The sequence below is a fragment of the Corynebacterium xerosis NBRC 16721 = ATCC 373 genome, assembly GCF_001552415.1.
GTDB classification, from domain to species: Bacteria; Actinomycetota; Actinomycetes; order Mycobacteriales; family Mycobacteriaceae; genus Corynebacterium; species Corynebacterium xerosis.
Genome location: NZ_BCRD01000002.1, coordinates 383,733 through 399,312, shown reverse-complemented (window position 1 = coordinate 399,312; position 15,580 = coordinate 383,733). Strand labels below are relative to the sequence as shown.

The window sequence follows — 15,580 nt, the reverse complement described above, 5'->3', positions numbered from 1 at the left end:
CGCGGACCGGGGCCAAAATCCCGTCGTCCGCGCCCTTTTCCTTTCCGGGGACTATATAAGTGCAGCAGCGTGCAGGGGCGGGGTTCGCGAAAATGGCGGGCGGGCTCCCGGGACAGCCAGGTAATTGCATCCCTCTCCGACAGCCGCCGGTGCACTGTGCCGGACCTGGGACGGTCACCCGCCCGGTGCGCGGTTCCGGCGCCCCAGGCCGGTTGCGACACGGTCCATGAGATCGAGCACGTCCGGTGCCCGCCAGGCACGGCGCCGTTTCCCGGCCTGGTACCCGATGACGATGCCGGATTTTTCGAGCCGTTCCAGAGAACGCCTCGCAGCCGTCACGGAGCACCCCGCCGCATCGGCGGCGAAAGCGACGTCCATGACGGGCTGCGCCAATAACGCGTCCACCAATGCGCCGTCGGGTGTACCGGCACGTCCCGTCACAAGCGCGCGCCAGTCCTCCCGGATCGACGCCAGTTCCCCTGCCGCCCACGTGCCCAACCCGGCGGCTTCGACCGCGGCGCGGGCGAATAGCTCGACTATCGGTTCCGGATGCCCTCGGCGGTACGCATCCAGCGTGTGGAAGTAACCCGCCGTGTCTTGCAGCAATCTCGCCGACAGCGGCAGCACCGCGTTCGAGCACAAACCGGATTGCGCCAACACGACGTGGACGAGCGCGCGGCCCGTCCGGCCGTTGCCATCCGCGAACGGGTGAATCGTCTCGAACTGTGCGTGGGCGATCGCGGCTTTCGCGACGGCCGGAAGGTCGCTGCGGCCCAAGAAGCCCATCAAATCGTCCACGAGCGCGGGTACGTCTTCGACCTTCGGCGGAACGAACAGCGCACCCGCAGGGCTCAGGTCATCACCGCCGATCCACACGGCGCCCTCCCGCCACTTGCCCGCGATGTCCGGTGCCGAGGGGCCGAGCAGAACCTCATGCATGCCGAGCAGCCCGTCGACGCCGAGTTCCGATCCGACGCGCGCCGCAGCGGACATCAACTTCGCATTCGCCACGATCAGCGGAGCGTTGCCCTTGATGCGCGACCCCGAAGCACCGCGTGCAGATGGGCCCGAGACATCCCCCTCGGACCCGGAAGTAGCGAAGAACTCCGCCTCCACGAGCGCCCTCGCCGAGGCGGTGAGACGTTCGATCCGGGACGACGCGGACGACTCGCTTCGCAGGAGCAAAGAGGCAAAGGGCAGCAATGCCGACGCCGGGCCGGCGTCGAAGCGCGCCACGGCGGCCGATGCTGCGGCCAGGTCGGCCGCCAATGCCGACGTCAGCTCGAACTTCGCCTCGGATATCGCGGGAACGACGGCGGAGTCATACGACGATGGGATCCTCGCGCGTGCCCGCGAGGAAACCGGCAGCCCGGGATCGACGACCCAGTCCTGCTTTTCGAATGTGACGTGCGGCCAGGTCATGTCGTCCCCTTCCGACGGCCACGGATGCAGATCACAACCGTCGCTCATGACCGCCAATTTTACACTTGACCCCCATAAGTGCAATCACAACTCGGGTTCATGGCACTTGAGGAGCTCAAGGCATCGATGATCGGCAGCTGGAACAACCGGGCACATGACCCGGAATCCCGCGCCATCCCCGAGCTACACCGAGCAGGAACCGTCCGAGCAGTCCGGGCCATCTGCGCCGGCATCGGTCCCGGCCCCACCGGTCGCGGCGGCATCGGCGCCCGCCCCCTGGCCACCGGTTCCGCCGGTCGCGGAGCCGTCGATCGTCGTCAAGCCCTTGTTGGACTCTTCCCACGCCGTGGCCAACGCCTGCCGGAACACGTCGACCGGCTGGGCGCCGTTGACGGCGAACTTGCCGTCGAAGACGAAGAACGGCACGCCGGAGATGCCCAGGCCCTGGGCCATGGTCATGTCGTGGCGCACGTCGATGGCGTAGGCGTCGGAGGCGAGCATCTCGGCGACCTCGTCGCCGGGCAGGCCGATGGACTCGCCGATCTCGCGCAGCACCCCATGATCGGAGACCAGGCGGCCGTCGGTGAAGTACGCCTTCTTCAGGGCTTCGTCGGCTTCGTCGTCGAGCCCTCGGTCGCTGGCCATGGCGGCCAGGCGGTGGGCGTCGAAGGTGTTGCCGGACTTGGCGTCGCGCCAGTTGAACTCCAGGCCGACGGAAGCGAAGTTCGCGGCCATCTGATCCTGGGACTCGACGGCGGCCTCGAGCGGCATGGAGTACTTCCGCGCGATCATTTCGGGGATCGTCTCGGTCGACGACGCGTCGGCGTTCGGGTCGAGCTGGAACGCCCGCCACAGGATCTCCACTTCGGCGTCCGCGTGCTCGGCACGGAACTCCTTCAGGGCTTCTTCCAGGTGCCGCTTGCCTATCCAGCAGAACGGGCAGACGACGTCGGACCAGATGTCAATGCGCATGACAGGTGCAACGGCGCCCGGCTGCGGGGCATTCCCGTCGGCCGGATGTCGCTGCCTTACGCGTCCTACCGGGCAGGGTTACCCGCCTCGGTGCCCACCTCGGACTGCGCCTCGGCGCGCGCCGTGCGCTCGGCGGACTTGCGGGCGACGGCGGCGAAGATCGCGCCGGCGATGTTGTGCCACACGGCGGCGACGGCGCCCGGGATGGCGGCTTCGGCCGAGAAGAACTTGCCGGACATGCCCGAGGCCAGGCCGGCGGACTGGGTGGCGACCTCGATGGCGGTGGTGCGGCACGCCTCCGGCGGCAGCTTGAACACGCGCGCGGCGAGGTAGCCGAAGATGTAGCCGAACAGGTTGTGCAGGATCACGGCGCCGATGACCAGCAGGCCAACGGTCTTGAGCGTCTCGGCGGACTTCGCCACGGCGGGGAACACCACGGCGCCGATGCCGAGGATCGACAGCCACGGCAGGATCGGCAGCAGCTTGTCCACGAACTTGTCGAAGGCCACTCGGATGATCAGACCGCCGACGACGGGGATCAGCACGGTCTGCGCCAGCGTCCAGGCGATGCCACCGCCGTCGACCGGCGTTTCCTGGCCGGCCAGCAGCAGCATGATGATCGGCGTGACGATGGGCGACAGCAACGTCGACACCGACGTCATGGCCACCGACAGCGCCACGTCGCCCTTGGCCAGGTACGCCACGACGTTGGAGGCCGTGCCGCCGGGAACCGAGCCGAGCATGAGCAGGCCGATGGCCAGCATCGGGTTGAGGCCCAGCATCTTCGACACGGCCACGGCGGTCAGCGGCATGATCACGAACTGCGCGATCACGCCGATGGCGATGGGCCACGGGCGGCGGGCGACGAGCTTGAGATCCGGGATCGTCAGCGTCAGGCCCATGCAAAACATGATCACCATCAGGGCGTAGGTGATGTAGTCGCCGATGGGGACGAAGGGCTCCGGGACGAAGAACGCGATGATCGCGCCGATGAGGATGAACGCCGGGAACGCGACGACCGCAATGGCGGCGGAGCGCTCCTCGGCCGCATTGTCCACGTGGGCGGTCCCGGTGGCACCCGACGGATCATGTGGGGGGTTCTGATTGATCATCGTCATGTGTTCACCATATGGGATCGTGTTCCCATCCGATGAAACGCCCTGGTCGTGCCGACTCCCTCTCCCCTCGCATATCGTGGCGCCATGACCGACTTCGCCGCCCATACCGATGCCACGATCCGCCGGGCCCACGCGCTGGCGGCCGAGGCCCACCGCGACGACGTCCGCCCCGGCCCCGGCGGTGCGGACGAGCCGTATCTGCGCCACGTCGAACGCGTCGCGGAGATCGTCGAGGCGGCAGGTGGCGCGCCGCAGCTGGTTGCGGCGGCGTTGCTTCACGACGTCGCCGAGGACCATCCCGAGTTCTGGGCCGTGGCACGCAACGGGGTTGCTCGAGACGTCGTCAAGCATGTCGAAACCGTCACCCGCCGGGCCGGCGAAAGCTACCCGGACTTCGTCGAGCGCGCGGCGGCCGACGGGCAGTCGCGGGCGATCAAACTCGCGGACGTGCGCGACAACCACGGCAGCCTGCACAACCTGCCGACCGGCACGGACGACGACCGAGCCCGCGTGGAGAAGCTGCGGGCGCGCTACGAAAAAGCGTTGGAGAGGCTGGAGCGGGCGAAGGGCGAAGGCGGGGGCCGCGACGAAGGCCCGGAGAGCGACCGACCCGAAAGCCCCTAGTCCCCCAGCTTCCCGGACAGCCGCTCGAGGCGGTCGAGGCTCTGGCCGTCGAGGCCGATGACGCTGAGCTCCTTGCCCTTGGCCTCGTACTTGGTGCGGATGGCGTCGAGGGTCGCCACGGTCGACGAGTCCCACAAGTCGGCCTCGGTGAGATCGAGGATGACGTGGTCGGGGTCGCCGGAGTAGTCGAACTGGTAGACCAGGTCGTTGCTGGAGGCGAAGAACAGCTGGCCGCGGATGCGGTAGCGGCGGACGTCGACCGTGCCGTCGCCGTCGACGTCGGACTCGGCGACCTTCTCGATGCCGACCATGTGCGCGACGCGGCGGGCGAACATGATCATCGCCGCGACCACGCCGAGGATGACGCCGATGGCCAGGTTGTGCGTGATGACGGTCGCCGCGACGGTGACCGCCATGACGATGGTCTCGCTCAGCGGCATGACCCGCAGCGTGCGCGGATTGACCGAGTGCCAGTCCATGGTGCCGACGGAGACCATGACCATCACGGCGACCAGCGCGGCCATGGGGATCAGGCCGACGATGTCGCCGAGCGAGACGACCAGGATGAGCAGGAAGATGCCGGCGAGCAGCGTGGACAGGCGGGTGCGGGCCCCGGCCTCGCGAACGCCGATCATCGTCTGGCCGATCATCGCGCAGCCGCCCATGCCGCCGAACAGGCCGCCGACGAGGTTCGCCGCGCCCTGGCCCCACGACTCGCGGGTCTTGTCGGAATGGACTTCGGTGATGTCGTCGACGAGCTTGGCGGTCAGCAGCGATTCCATGAGCCCGACCAGCGCGACAGCGAAGGCGTAGGGCGCGATGATCTGCAGCGTTTCCAGAGTCCACGGCACGTTCGGGATGAGCAGCTCGGGCCACGATTCGGGCAGTTCCCCCTGGTCTCCGACGTTGGGGACCTTCCAGCCGGCGGCGACGACCACGATGGAGATGACCAGGATCGCGATCAGCGGCGCCGGCACGACGGTGGTGACGCGCGGGAAGAACACCATGATGAGGATGCCCGCCGCGACCAGCGGGTAGACCAGCCACGGCACGCCGATGAGGTGCGGCAGCTGCGCGGTGAAGATGAGGATGGCCAGCGCGTTGACGAAGCCGACCATCACCTGCCGGGGGATGAACCGCATCAGTTTGGCCACGCCCAGCAGCGCCATGATGATCTGCAGGGCGCCGGCCAGCAGCACGGTGGCGATGAGGTAGTCGACGCCGTGGTCGCGCACGAGCGGCACGATGACCAGCGCGATCGAACCGGCCGCGCCGGAAATCATGGCCGGCCGACCGCCGGTGAACGCGATGGTCACCGCAACCGCGAAGGACGCGAACAGACCCAGCCGCGGATCGACGCCGGCGACGATGGAAAACGAGATCGCCTCCGGGATCAGCGCCAGCGCGACGACGAGGCCGCCGAAGACCTCCTTGCGCAGCCGCGTCGGCGAGGAGAACGCGAACTTGAACGAGTCGATCACCCCGACGGGCGCGTCCGGCTCGGCGTTCGGCTGCGGGTTGTTCTGCTTGACGACGCCGCCCTGGGCGACTCCATCGGCGCTGTTCGTCATTGACGGCCTTCCGGATCGAGACAATGGGGACGATCCGCCGCAGCCAACCCTCCCCCTACGTGAGAATCGAACCTACCGTAGCGGTAGAGTTCGCCCGCGACCAATCGGGAGCGGCGCCCTGGGTAGCATCGGGGCGAAAGCCTGGATCACGATTCAAACGCGGCGGAAGGAGGAGCACATGACCGGCACGGATGGCGGTACCGAAGGCGGCACCGGCAGCGACGTTGACAGCAACGTCGAAAGTGGCCGCGAAGGCGCCTTCACGGACGCCACGCCGCTGATGAAGATCGGTGAGGTCGCCGAGCGCACCTCATTGTCGATCCGCAGCCTCCGCCACTACGACGAGCTCGGCCTGGCCAGCCCGTCGGCCCACTCCCCCGGCGGTTTCCGCCTGTACACGGAGGCCGACGTCGAACGCCTGCTGACCATCCGCCGCATGAAGCCCCTCGGGTTCCCGCTGGATCGGATGCGCGAGTTCGCCCGCGCCGTCGATCGGCTTCACGACGACCCCCGCGACGCCGAGGCTACCGACGTCGTCGAGTCGATCCGCGTGGAAACGGCCGAACGCCTGCGCAAACTGCGCAAGCATCTGGCCTATGCCGAGGAGTTCGCCGACATCGTCGATGCGGTGGCGGCCTCGGGCACGGCCGGCCCGTCGTAAAGCGAACCAGCCGCAAGCACCGGCCGACCCGCAGGCCCTACTTCTTCCGCGGCCCCCGGACCCCGGTGCCCGGGCGGCCCTGCGCGCGGGACTTTTCGTAGAACGCGATCCATTGCTCGGACGTGACCTTTTCGGCCAGGCGGCCGATGAGCTCGACGGGCACGTGCTCGGGCTTGCGGAAGCGGATGCACGACTTGCCCATGTCGAGTTTGCGGCCGGTGCCCAGGGCCTCGTACTCGGCGACGAACCAGTCGAGCAGCTCGGGATCGGCGTAGACGGCCATGTGGTAGATCGAGATGTGGCGCTTCTGGCTCGCAATCGCCAGGAACGGCAGCGGCGTATCCGGGGTGCAGTGGTAGCCGTCCGGGTACGTGGCCAGCGGGACGACCCAGTTCGGCATGCCGGAGTACATGGCCTTGTCGAAGCCCGCGGGCAGGTGGGCGTCGATGGTGTCGACGAGGGCGGTCATGACCTCGCGGCGATCGTCGTCGAGCTCGGCGAGGTACTGGTCGACGGTGGCGGCATCGGATTGCATGGGCCCATTGTGCCGGGAAAGTCGGGCCGGGCCCGGACAGGCTCGGCCGAACTCGACCGAACGCGACCGGGCTCCCAGAAAACCCGAGCCGGCTGTCGGTTGCGACGTAAGGTCGGGGGCATGAGCGCGAAGAAGATCGACGTCAAGGATTCCCTGTCCGCCAAGCTCGCGGAGTGGAAGTCGTTCAGCCCCGCAGGCAAGGCCACGGTCATCGCGGCGGTCGTCGCGGAGCTGGCCGCGAAGGCCGGCGTGTGGGCCGATCTGGCCAAGCGGCCGGCGGACAAGGTGCGCGGCCCGAAGTGGCTGTGGGCCGTGCTGAGCTTGGTCAACGGCTTCGGGCCCGGCGCGTACTTCATGCTCGGCCGAAAGAAGTAGAGTCGAGCGGCCCTGGACTTCCGTGGGCGAACCGCTAGGATAGTTGACATGTCACCATCTAGCGAGGTCGCGCCCGCCCCCGACATCCGCATCATCCGCGCCGACGAGCGTTCGACGTGGCGCGATTCGGCGTTGCTGTCGCGGCAGTCCTTCCCCGCCACCGGCAGTTTCGACCTGGAGGGCAACGCGTTCGGGCTGCTCATGGTGCACAACGACGACGTCGTCGCCCCCGGCGAGGGCTTCGACATGCACCAGCACCGCGACGTCGAGCTGGTCACCTGGGTCATGGGCGGCCGCCTGCGCCACCGCGACGACGGCGGCATGGAGGGCTCCGCCGCCGGCACCGAGTCGATCCTGCCACCGGGCATGGCGCAGCGCGTCAGTGCCGGCCGCGGCATCCGACACTCGGAGCTCAATGCCTCCGGATACCTCGACGGCAAGAAGCTCCACGTCATCCAGGCGTGGTTGCCGCCGGATGAGCGTGGTGCGACGCCCTCCCACGACGAGGTCGACCTCAACGAGTCCCTCGCCACCGCCGCGTCGGCCGACTCCCCCGCCGAGCGCTTGATCCCCGTGGCATCCGGCACTCCGGGCGCCGCGCCGCTGACCATCGGCACCTCCGGCGCGACGCTGTGGGCCGGCCGGATTCCCGCGGGCGCCGACTTCACCCTTCCCGCAGCGCGTTTCACGCACTTCTTCGTCGCCAAGGGAACCGTCGAGTTCAACGGCACGTCGCTTTACGACGGCGACGTCGCACGCATCACCTCGACCGCATCGGATTCTGCCGATTTTCCGGCGGTCGGCGCGACGGCCGATTCCCAGTTGAGCGCCATCGCCATCGACGACGCCGAGGTGCTCATCTGGGCGATGGACCGAGCCATCCGCTGAAGCTCGACACCCTGGCGGGTGGCGGAAACCAGCGGTACCGTCGGCGATGATGACCGACATTAACCTGACCTCAGCACCCTTCAATGACCCGTCCGGCACCGGCGCGGCGGACCGCGGTACTTTCCGTTTCGCCGTCGTCGGCCTCGGCCAGATTTCCCAGCAGGCGTTCGTTCCCGCGATCCGCAGCCTCCCCGATGCCGAGATCACCGCAGTGGTGACCGGTTCGGAGGAAAAGGCCGGCGCCGTGTCCGACGACGTCGCGGTGTACGGCTACGACGACTTCCCCGACTTGCTGGCCAGCGGGGACATCGACGCGGTCTACGTGGCCACGCCGGTGTTCCGCCACCGTGAATTCGCCGAACCCGCCCTGGAAGCGGGCATCCACGTGCTGCTGGAGAAGCCGATGGCCGACTCCGTCGCCGATTGCGAGGCGATGATCGCGGCTTCCCGACGCTCCGGCGCGACGCTGATGGTCGCCTACCGCATGCACCAGGACGCCTACATGGTGGAGTTGGCGGACCTGGTCGCGCGCGGGGCCATCGGCGAGACCCGCACGTTCACCTCGACGTTCACCCACGACATCGAGGAGGCCAACCACCGCGGCCACTCCGGTTTCTGGGGCGGCCCGGTGCCGGACTTCGGCGCCTACCCGCTCAACATGGTGCGCCACCTGTTCCGCGCCGAGCCGACGCACGTCCACGCGACGGGCGTCCGTTCGCGCGGGCGCGGCTTCAATTTCCATGACACCGTCGGCGTCACGCTGCGCTTCCCCGGTGATCGCGTCGCGCAGTACACGCTGAGCTACAACGCGGGTGACCTGGACACGTTCCAGCTGGTCGGATCGAAGGGCACCATCACCTCGGACTCCTGCTACGGCTTCGCCCCCGAGCCGCCGCGCAACTACTCGTTGACCACGCCGAACGGCACGCGCCGCCACGAGGCGACGTCCGTCGACCAGTTCGCCGGCGAGACCCGCTATTTCATCGATTGCGTCCGCGCCGGCATCCGCCCCGAGCCCGACGGTGCCGAGGGGCTGGCCGATGTCCGCATCTTCGCAGCCATCGAGGAATCGCTGCGATTGGGCCGCGAGGTCATCCTGCCGCCGCGCCAGTTCGGGCCCGGGTTGTCCCAGAACCAGGTCCGCGCCATCGCCCCGCGCCCCGAGCGTGAGATTCCCGACGACGACGAGCTGGTCGACCAGACCCCGCAGGATCGCTGACGCCGACGCCCTTTCCACCGTGGTCCCGGCCGCGCCGGTGCCGTCGATCCCGCTGATGCAGTCATCGGGCTGCCGCGCGTTCGTGCCGCTGCTGGAGCGGGGCGCGCAGATCGTGATGACGTCATCCATCGCACGATGCGCGGCATCGACGCCCGCCGCCAGGTGATCGCACCCGACGCTGTCGCCGGCTTCGCCTGGTACTCCAAACGGTTCGCCCGCCCCGCGTACCTCGCCGCGATGCGCACATCGGACATCGTGACGGGCTGGATGATCGCCCACGACCGCAAGAAGTCCAAGGCCAGGTAGGGCCATGCTTTACGACGGCGCGCGCGGGCATGTCCCGCCTCCACGTCGCGACGAAACGCCGTCGCGGTGTGCCCGGGTCCACTAGCGTTTGCCGAATGAACTCTTTCTTGCCGCGCCCCCGCACTTCCGGTTCGATGTCCTCCCGCCCCGGCCTGCGTGCCGCCGCCGTCGCCGGCCTCGTCGGCACGGCGGGCCTCGCCGCCGCCTCGGGTGCCGGGCTGCTCGGCCGCTCCCCGAAGTCGACCGGCCCGCGGAAGGTCCTGATCACCGGTGCCGCATCGGGTTTCGGCCTGGAGCTGGCGAAGCGTTTCGCCGCGCGCGGCGACGACGTCATCGCCACGGACCTTCATGACACGGCGAACGAGGCCGTCGCAAAGCTCGGTGATACATGCACCTACCGCAAGCTGGACGTGACCTCCGATGAGGACTGGGAGCGCGCGGCCGCGGAGGTCGGCGCGGTGGACGTGCTGGTGCTCAACGCCGGCATCGCGGTGGGCGGTGCGATCGAGAACGTCACCATGGACACGTGGCACCGGGCGCTGGACATCAACCTGCTCGGCGCGGTGCGCGGCTGCCGCGCGTTCGTGCCGCTGCTGGAATCGGGCGCGCAGATCGTGATGACGTCGTCGGTGGCGGGCCTGGTCCACCCCATCAAGATGTCGACGTACAACGCGACGAAGGCCGCCGTCGTCGCGCTGGCCGAGACCGTCGATTTCGAACTGCGCGAGAGCGGCATCACCACCACCGTGATCTGCCCCCAGTTCTTCCGGTCGAACCTGGCCGATTCCTTGACCGGCGACGACGCCGAAGCCGATGAGCTCGCCCGGACGCTGCTGACCAAGACGCCGCTGACCGCCGCGACCGTCGCCGACCGGGCGATGAAGGGCATCGACGCCCGCCGGCAGGTGGTCACGCCCGATTCGGTGGCGGTGATCGGCTGGTATTCCAAGCGCTTCGCGCGGCCGCTGTACCTGTCAACGATGCGAAAGGCAGGCAAGGGCGCCAACCGCCTGGCCACCCGGAAGGCGAAGCAGGGCTGAATCAGGGCTGCATCACGGCGCAAGCAGGGCTGCATCACGGCGCAAGCAGGGCTGCATCAGAGCGGAAGCAGGGCCACCGAAGCTGCGTCGCCGAAGAGCGGCTACTTCAGCGAGTCGATGATGGCGGTCATCATCGTCGTGGCCTCCGCCATGATGTCGTCGATGCCGTCGACGCCGGCCATCTCGCCCATCGCCGCCGGGTTGAGGGCGGTGACGCGGATGGCGTCGCCGCCGTGGGCGAGGTCTTCGCGGACCACGACGTTGCAGGGCATGACCAGCGAAATGTCGCGGGACGCATCCAGTGCCCGGGACGCGAAGGTCGGGTTGCACGCGCCGAGGATGAGGATGCGCTCGATGTCGCGGTCGATCTTCTTCTTCAGCGTGGCGGTGACGTCGATTTCGGTGAGGACGCCGAAGCCGCCGTCGGCGATGGCCTGGCGAGTGCGGTCGGCGACCTCGTCGAAGTCACCGTGGACGATGGTGCCGATGCCCATGCGCTCGGCGGCGTTGGCCGCGGCGTGGGGATCGGCGGCGGCGTCGCCCGCCGGGGTGGTGCCGGTGAAGTTCGGTCCTGCGGTGTTCTCGGCCATGATCGCTCCTTGCGTGGTTGGTCCCGGCTGCGCCGCCACGTGCGGCGGCGCGCCGATTCGATGCCCCTCACCATACCCCCTGGGGCATACGGTGTCGAGGGTTCACCGCGGGACGGGATCAGACACGGGCGATGCGGGCCGTCGCCAAGCGGGAAACGATGCCGCTCGCCGTGCCGGCCCCGATCCGGCGAGCCCCTCGCAGCGCCCGCCCCGTGCCCGCCCTTTCGCGGACCTACAGCTGACCGAAGACGGCGTGCGCGATGAGCTGGTCGAGGCGGCGGATGTCGATGTCGCGGCCCAGCTTGACCTTGATGTGCCCGGCGCGGGTCCACAGCTCCAGCTCGGCGTTGAAATCGAGCGTGCCGGCATTCTCCGACGACCACATGTTGATCGACGAGTACGGCAGCGAGTACAGCTCCACCTTCTTGCCGCGCAGGCCCTGGGCGTCGCGGACGATCATGCGGCGGTCGGTGAAGATCGCGGAGTCGCGGAAGGTCTTGAACGCGGTGATCGGCCGCTCGCCCTGCACGAGGATCGGCCCGATGTCCTGGGGCACGGGGATTTCCTGCATCAGGGTCCAGCTGGTGATGGGCGCGATTTCGGTGGTCATGGTTCTCCTCGGGAGGTGATGGGAAGTCGGTGGCACGTCCGGGATCGAGCGATGCCCGTGCCGACGGCATCTACGGTGCCCGCATTCGCGCCGGGGCGGAAACGGGCGACCACGAAGCGGGTCGGGGCTGCCGCGCACGGCGGGTTGCTTGACGACGCCAACCGTCATTCCGACAGCAGCGCGTCCGGCAGATTCGCCCAGCGCATCCGGACGACCTGGCGGGCGGTGTCCTCGTCGAAGCCGAGGGCGAGGCACTTGTCAATCTCTGACTCGACGGTCAACGTTTCACCGGTTTCCCCGTCTTCGACGGGGTCTTCGAGGATGAAGACCCAGTCTTCGGCGTCCTCGCGCGTGGTCTGCACGAAGAGTCCGGATTCGGTGGCCATTTTCTCCGCGGCGTCGTCGCGGAACCACTGGCCCATCGCCGGAAAGTACAGCTGCCACCCGCCGATGCCGAAGCGGATCAAGCACGGGTCGACGTCCTCGCCGATCTGCCCCTCGATGAAGTACACCCAGGTCGCGTCGGCGATCGTCGACCCCGCCGGAGACTCGGACGGGTACCCGGCGCCGGGAAGATCGAACAGCGGCAAGCACCCGGTACTCGACGGAGCGAAGTACTCGTCTTCCGATTCGTCGGTGTCGCCGTCTTCGGCGTCGTCGTCGGCTCCGCCTTCCTCTGCATCCCCCTCTTCATCCTCGTCCTCATCGCCCTCCTCGTCCTCATCGAGGAAGTCGAAGGAGTAGTCGAAGTCGTCGTCGGGATCCGCGTCCGGGTCGACATCAGGGTCGTAGTCGGGATCCTCGAATTCGGACACCTCTTCGTCGGCGTCCTCCTCCTCGGCTGCCTCCAGCTCGGCGAGCTCATCGAGGAACTCCTGGAACCGTTCGGCGGGCAGGCCATCGGCCATCGGGTAGTCGGGCTGGCCGGCGCCGAGGTCGTAGACCGACATCGTGTCGCCCCACATCTCGTCGACGAACTCGTCGGCTAGCCTGCGATCCTCCGCGAAGTCATCGGCCAAGCCCTTGCGGGAAGCGGCCAGCACTTCGGTCTCGTACAGGCGCTCGTAGGTCCAGTTGATCACGTCGAGCATCGCCGCCGACCGCGACGCGAAATACTGGCGTGCGGACGCGGGCGGAGGCCCGCTCGCGCCCCACCCCGCACCCTGCGGCGGGCCGATGAAGCGGGTGAGCAGCCGAAGGTCCGGATCCATCACCTCGAACAGCAGGCGCGCCCGGTCGGCGTGCGGACGGCACCCGATGAAGCAGCCGACCGTCGGTGCCTCCTGCGTCAAGGACCCGATCCAGAGGAACCGGCAGTGCAGGCCCTCTGCGATGCGCGACGCGAGCTTCGCCCGCTCCCAGCGATACGACTGCGTCAACTGGATCTGACGGATGACCGGCCGATCGCGCACGTCCAATTCGGCGGCGGTCAGCGCATGCTTAGGCGTCGTCGCCGCGCCCTGCTCCGCGAGAAGCCCGAACGCGACCTGCATGTGCAGCTCCATGTTCCGGGTGTCGTCGTTGGCATCGGCCCACGCGAACAATCGCTTGACCAGCTGCATCAAATGAAGGTCCATGACCGGCCCCTCGCTTTCGATCTCCGGCTCCGTGGCCGGCACCGCGGCCGCTTCCGCGGGTGCGCCCGCAGACTATGCGGCGCGGCGGATTGACCCGACCGCCCTCCCAAACGGTCGTTCGAGACGGTGCCGACGACTTCGCCCACCCCACCACGTCCCCACCGTCCGTAGACTCGTCCCATGTCACAGACGAACGAGCCGACCACCACCCCCGACCAGCCCGTCCGCCTGACCACCGATTTCGCCGATGCCATGCCGGAGATGGCCATCGAATGGTCCGCGCAGGAATCGCCGACCCCCGAGATCGTGATGCTCAACGACGACCTCGCCCGCGAGCTCGGCCTCGATCCCGAGTGGCTCCGCTCCCCCGCCGGCGTCGAATTCCTGACGGGGCGCGCCGGAGCCGACGCCAACTCCGATGACGCGACGAACCCCGCCCGCGGCGCCACCCATTCTTCAGCTTCCGCCCCCTACCGCCCGGTAGCGCAGGCGTATTCGGGCCACCAGTTCGGGCAGTTCGTGCCCATCCTCGGTGACGGCCGCGCGCTGCTCCTCGGCGAGATCGCCGTCCGCGACGGCGATCTCCGCGACATCCATCTCAAGGGTTCCGGCCCGACCCCCTTCGCCCGCCGCGGCGACGGCCTCGCCGCGCTCGGCCCGATGCTGCGCGAGTACCTGGTCGCCGAGGCCATGCACGCCCTGGGCATCCCGACTACGCGCGCGCTGGCGGTCATCGCCACTGGCGGCCGCGTCCAGCGCGAGCGGGCGCTGCCCGGCGCGATCCTGGTGAGGGTGGCGGCGAGTCATCTGCGCGTCGGTTCGTTTCAGTTCGCTCGGACGCATGGCGGAGACGACGTCGTCAAGCGTCTCGTCGACCATGCCGCCGCCCGGCACTACCCGGACGTGCTCGCCCTGCCCCAAGCCAAGCGCCCGCTGGCCCTGTTCGATGCCGTCGCCGATGCGCAGGCGAGCCTCGTCGCGGCGTGGCTGGGCGTCGGCTTCGTCCATGGCGTGATGAACACCGACAACATCACCATCTCCGGCGAGACCATCGACTACGGCCCGTGCGCCTTCCTCGACGCGCACGACCCGGGCGCGGTGTTCAGCTCCATCGATCGCCAGGGCATCTACGCCTACGGGCACCAGCCCCGCGTGGCCGAGTGGGATTTGGCCCGGTTCACCGAGACCCTCGCGCCGCTTTACGACGCCGACGCCGAACGCGCCCTGGCCCTCGCCCGCGAGCACCTCGCCGGGTTCAGGGAGCTCGTCGATGGCCGGATCCTCGAGACGTGGAAGGCCAAGTTGGGGCTAGGTGGTGGGGCGGCGGTGGCCGATGTCGCTGCCGTGCACGCCGTGGTCGAGGAATGGTTGGCGATGCTCGGCGACGACAACCCCGACCACACCCTCGTCCACCGGGCGCTGACGCTCGTCGCCGCTGGAGGGCGAGCCGACGGCATGGGCGACGGCCCCGACAGCGTCGAGCCGGAAGTCGCGGAGGCCGCGTTCCTCGCGCACTTCACCGACGGCGACCGCGCGAAGGAGTGGCTTGAGACCTGGTGGGAGCTGGGCCCCGACGCCGATCGGATGCGCCGCGCGAACCCGATCTACATCCCGCGCAACCACCTCGTGGAGGAGGCCCTGGCCGCCGCGGGCGCCGGCGACGCCAACGAGCCCCGCAACATGGACCCGTTCCACGCGCTGCTGGCGAGGATCACCGAACCGTTCACGCCGAGCGGCAACCCCGCCGACGAACGATTCGAGCGCCCGGCCCCGGCTGAGTTCGGCGATTACACGACCTACTGCGGGACGTAGGCGACACATCGGCGCGCGCATCGGCGGCCCGTCGGCAGCGCATCGCGGCGACACATCGGCGGCGCATCGGCGACACATCGGCGGCGCACGGACGGCGCATCGGCGGCACCCAAGCGGACGAGCCCTCGTTAACCCACCCCGAATGACTTAACCCACCCGCTGTACCGGGTGGGTTAAGTCATTCGGGGTGGGTTAACGCGTCGAAGGGGAAAGCCGGGGCTCCACCCCCGCCGCCCACACCCGTTTTCCGGCACAGGCAC

The 15,580-nt window shown here is 68.8% G+C and carries 16 protein-coding genes; 8 read left to right on the top strand and 8 right to left on the bottom strand.

Features of this window, described 5'->3' with window-relative positions; genetic code table 11:
- Positions 1-174 precede the first annotated feature (174 nt).
- The 3 genes from CX1_RS04660 to CX1_RS04650 form a co-directional block, all read right to left on the bottom strand.
- Positions 175-1,470, bottom strand: a complete 1,296-nt coding sequence (locus CX1_RS04660) for a Fic family protein (RefSeq protein WP_211255208.1) — start codon at positions 1,468-1,470, stop codon at positions 175-177.
- 135 nt (positions 1,471-1,605) lie between these two features.
- Positions 1,606-2,394 carry a DsbA family oxidoreductase gene (locus CX1_RS04655; protein ID WP_046650268.1) on the bottom strand — a complete coding sequence of 263 codons (789 nt, stop codon included), beginning with the start codon at positions 2,392-2,394 and terminating at the stop codon, positions 1,606-1,608.
- A 65-nt stretch (positions 2,395-2,459) separates the two neighbouring features.
- Positions 2,460-3,512, bottom strand: coding sequence for a bile acid:sodium symporter family protein (locus tag CX1_RS04650; protein WP_060925335.1), 1,053 nt, complete (start codon positions 3,510-3,512; stop codon positions 2,460-2,462).
- Positions 3,513-3,596: 84 nt separating this feature from the next.
- On the opposite strand from CX1_RS04650, the gene CX1_RS04645 reads away from it, so the two are divergent.
- On the top strand, positions 3,597-4,136 hold the full coding sequence (locus CX1_RS04645; RefSeq protein ID WP_060925334.1) for an HD domain-containing protein: 540 nt from the start codon (positions 3,597-3,599) through the stop codon (positions 4,134-4,136).
- On the opposite strand, the gene CX1_RS04640 is transcribed toward CX1_RS04645, so the two are convergent.
- Positions 4,133-5,707, bottom strand: coding sequence for a SulP family inorganic anion transporter (locus CX1_RS04640; RefSeq protein ID WP_060925333.1), 1,575 nt, complete (start codon positions 5,705-5,707; stop codon positions 4,133-4,135). The genes CX1_RS04645 and CX1_RS04640 overlap by 4 nt on opposite strands.
- A 280-nt stretch (positions 5,708-5,987) precedes the next feature.
- Between CX1_RS04640 and CX1_RS04635 the strand changes: the two genes are divergently transcribed.
- Positions 5,988-6,368: a MerR family transcriptional regulator gene (locus CX1_RS04635; protein WP_046650308.1), complete on the top strand. Its 381-nt coding sequence runs from the start codon at positions 5,988-5,990 to the stop codon at positions 6,366-6,368.
- A 37-nt stretch (positions 6,369-6,405) separates the two neighbouring features.
- On the opposite strand, the gene CX1_RS04630 is transcribed toward CX1_RS04635, so the two are convergent.
- Positions 6,406-6,903, bottom strand: coding sequence for a DUF1801 domain-containing protein (locus tag CX1_RS04630; protein WP_046650267.1), 498 nt, complete (start codon positions 6,901-6,903; stop codon positions 6,406-6,408).
- 120 nt (positions 6,904-7,023) lie between these two features.
- Here CX1_RS04630 and CX1_RS04625 point away from each other — a divergent pair, with 120 nt between their 5' ends.
- From CX1_RS04625 to CX1_RS04610, 5 genes are all read left to right on the top strand, one after another.
- Positions 7,024-7,278, top strand: a complete 255-nt coding sequence (locus CX1_RS04625; protein ID WP_240941457.1) for a PLDc N-terminal domain-containing protein — start codon at positions 7,024-7,026, stop codon at positions 7,276-7,278.
- A gap of 48 nt (positions 7,279-7,326) precedes the next feature.
- A complete protein-coding gene (locus CX1_RS04620) occupies positions 7,327-8,166 on the top strand; it encodes a pirin family protein (protein ID WP_060925332.1) in 840 nt (279 codons plus the stop codon).
- Between the two features lie 49 nt (positions 8,167-8,215).
- Positions 8,216-9,385 carry a Gfo/Idh/MocA family protein gene (locus CX1_RS04615; RefSeq protein ID WP_082719147.1) on the top strand — a complete coding sequence of 390 codons (1,170 nt, stop codon included), beginning with the start codon at positions 8,216-8,218 and terminating at the stop codon, positions 9,383-9,385.
- 135 nt (positions 9,386-9,520) lie between these two features.
- On the top strand, positions 9,521-9,691 hold the full coding sequence (locus tag CX1_RS12320) for a hypothetical protein (RefSeq protein WP_156425056.1): 171 nt from the start codon (positions 9,521-9,523) through the stop codon (positions 9,689-9,691).
- Between the two features lie 95 nt (positions 9,692-9,786).
- A complete protein-coding gene (locus tag CX1_RS04610) occupies positions 9,787-10,731 on the top strand; it encodes an SDR family NAD(P)-dependent oxidoreductase (protein ID WP_244465454.1) in 945 nt (314 codons plus the stop codon).
- Between the two features lie 101 nt (positions 10,732-10,832).
- Here CX1_RS04610 and CX1_RS04605 read toward each other — a convergent pair whose 3' ends face one another.
- The 3 genes from CX1_RS04605 to CX1_RS04595 all read right to left on the bottom strand — a co-directional run bounded on the left by CX1_RS04605 (position 10,833) and on the right by CX1_RS04595 (position 13,508).
- Positions 10,833-11,321 (bottom strand): DUF302 domain-containing protein, encoded by a 489-nt coding sequence (locus CX1_RS04605; RefSeq protein ID WP_306302938.1) that lies wholly within the window; start codon positions 11,319-11,321, stop codon positions 10,833-10,835.
- Positions 11,322-11,553: 232 nt separating this feature from the next.
- The gene (locus CX1_RS04600; RefSeq protein WP_046650266.1) at positions 11,554-11,931 is read right to left on the bottom strand and encodes a PH domain-containing protein; all 378 of its coding nucleotides are present in this window, start codon (positions 11,929-11,931) and stop codon (positions 11,554-11,556) included.
- 164 nt (positions 11,932-12,095) lie between these two features.
- On the bottom strand, positions 12,096-13,508 hold the full coding sequence (locus CX1_RS04595; RefSeq protein ID WP_146780617.1) for a hypothetical protein: 1,413 nt from the start codon (positions 13,506-13,508) through the stop codon (positions 12,096-12,098).
- A 180-nt stretch (positions 13,509-13,688) separates the two neighbouring features.
- Between CX1_RS04595 and CX1_RS04590 the strand changes: the two genes are divergently transcribed.
- Positions 13,689-15,320: a protein adenylyltransferase SelO gene (locus tag CX1_RS04590; RefSeq protein WP_082719102.1), complete on the top strand. Its 1,632-nt coding sequence runs from the start codon at positions 13,689-13,691 to the stop codon at positions 15,318-15,320.
- Positions 15,321-15,580 lie beyond the last annotated feature (260 nt).

Coding starts and splice junctions, on each gene's coding strand:
- CX1_RS04660 (WP_211255208.1), bottom strand. CDS start 1,470: ATGAGCGACGGTTGTGATCTGCATCCGTGGCCGTCGGAAGGGGACGAC.
- CX1_RS04655 (WP_046650268.1), bottom strand. CDS start 2,394: ATGCGCATTGACATCTGGTCCGACGTCGTCTGCCCGTTCTGCTGGATA.
- CX1_RS04650 (WP_060925335.1), bottom strand. CDS start 3,512: ATGACGATGATCAATCAGAACCCCCCACATGATCCGTCGGGTGCCACC.
- CX1_RS04645 (WP_060925334.1), top strand. CDS start 3,597: ATGACCGACTTCGCCGCCCATACCGATGCCACGATCCGCCGGGCCCAC.
- CX1_RS04640 (WP_060925333.1), bottom strand. CDS start 5,707: ATGACGAACAGCGCCGATGGAGTCGCCCAGGGCGGCGTCGTCAAGCAG.
- CX1_RS04635 (WP_046650308.1), top strand. CDS start 5,988: ATGAAGATCGGTGAGGTCGCCGAGCGCACCTCATTGTCGATCCGCAGC.
- CX1_RS04630 (WP_046650267.1), bottom strand. CDS start 6,903: ATGCAATCCGATGCCGCCACCGTCGACCAGTACCTCGCCGAGCTCGAC.
- CX1_RS04625 (WP_240941457.1), top strand. CDS start 7,024: ATGAGCGCGAAGAAGATCGACGTCAAGGATTCCCTGTCCGCCAAGCTC.
- CX1_RS04620 (WP_060925332.1), top strand. CDS start 7,327: ATGTCACCATCTAGCGAGGTCGCGCCCGCCCCCGACATCCGCATCATC.
- CX1_RS04615 (WP_082719147.1), top strand. CDS start 8,216: ATGACCGACATTAACCTGACCTCAGCACCCTTCAATGACCCGTCCGGC.
- CX1_RS12320 (WP_156425056.1), top strand. CDS start 9,521: ATGCGCGGCATCGACGCCCGCCGCCAGGTGATCGCACCCGACGCTGTC.
- CX1_RS04610 (WP_244465454.1), top strand. CDS start 9,787: ATGAACTCTTTCTTGCCGCGCCCCCGCACTTCCGGTTCGATGTCCTCC.
- CX1_RS04605 (WP_306302938.1), bottom strand. CDS start 11,321: ATGGCCGAGAACACCGCAGGACCGAACTTCACCGGCACCACCCCGGCG.
- CX1_RS04600 (WP_046650266.1), bottom strand. CDS start 11,931: ATGACCACCGAAATCGCGCCCATCACCAGCTGGACCCTGATGCAGGAA.
- CX1_RS04595 (WP_146780617.1), bottom strand. CDS start 13,508: ATGGACCTTCATTTGATGCAGCTGGTCAAGCGATTGTTCGCGTGGGCC.
- CX1_RS04590 (WP_082719102.1), top strand. CDS start 13,689: ATGTCACAGACGAACGAGCCGACCACCACCCCCGACCAGCCCGTCCGC.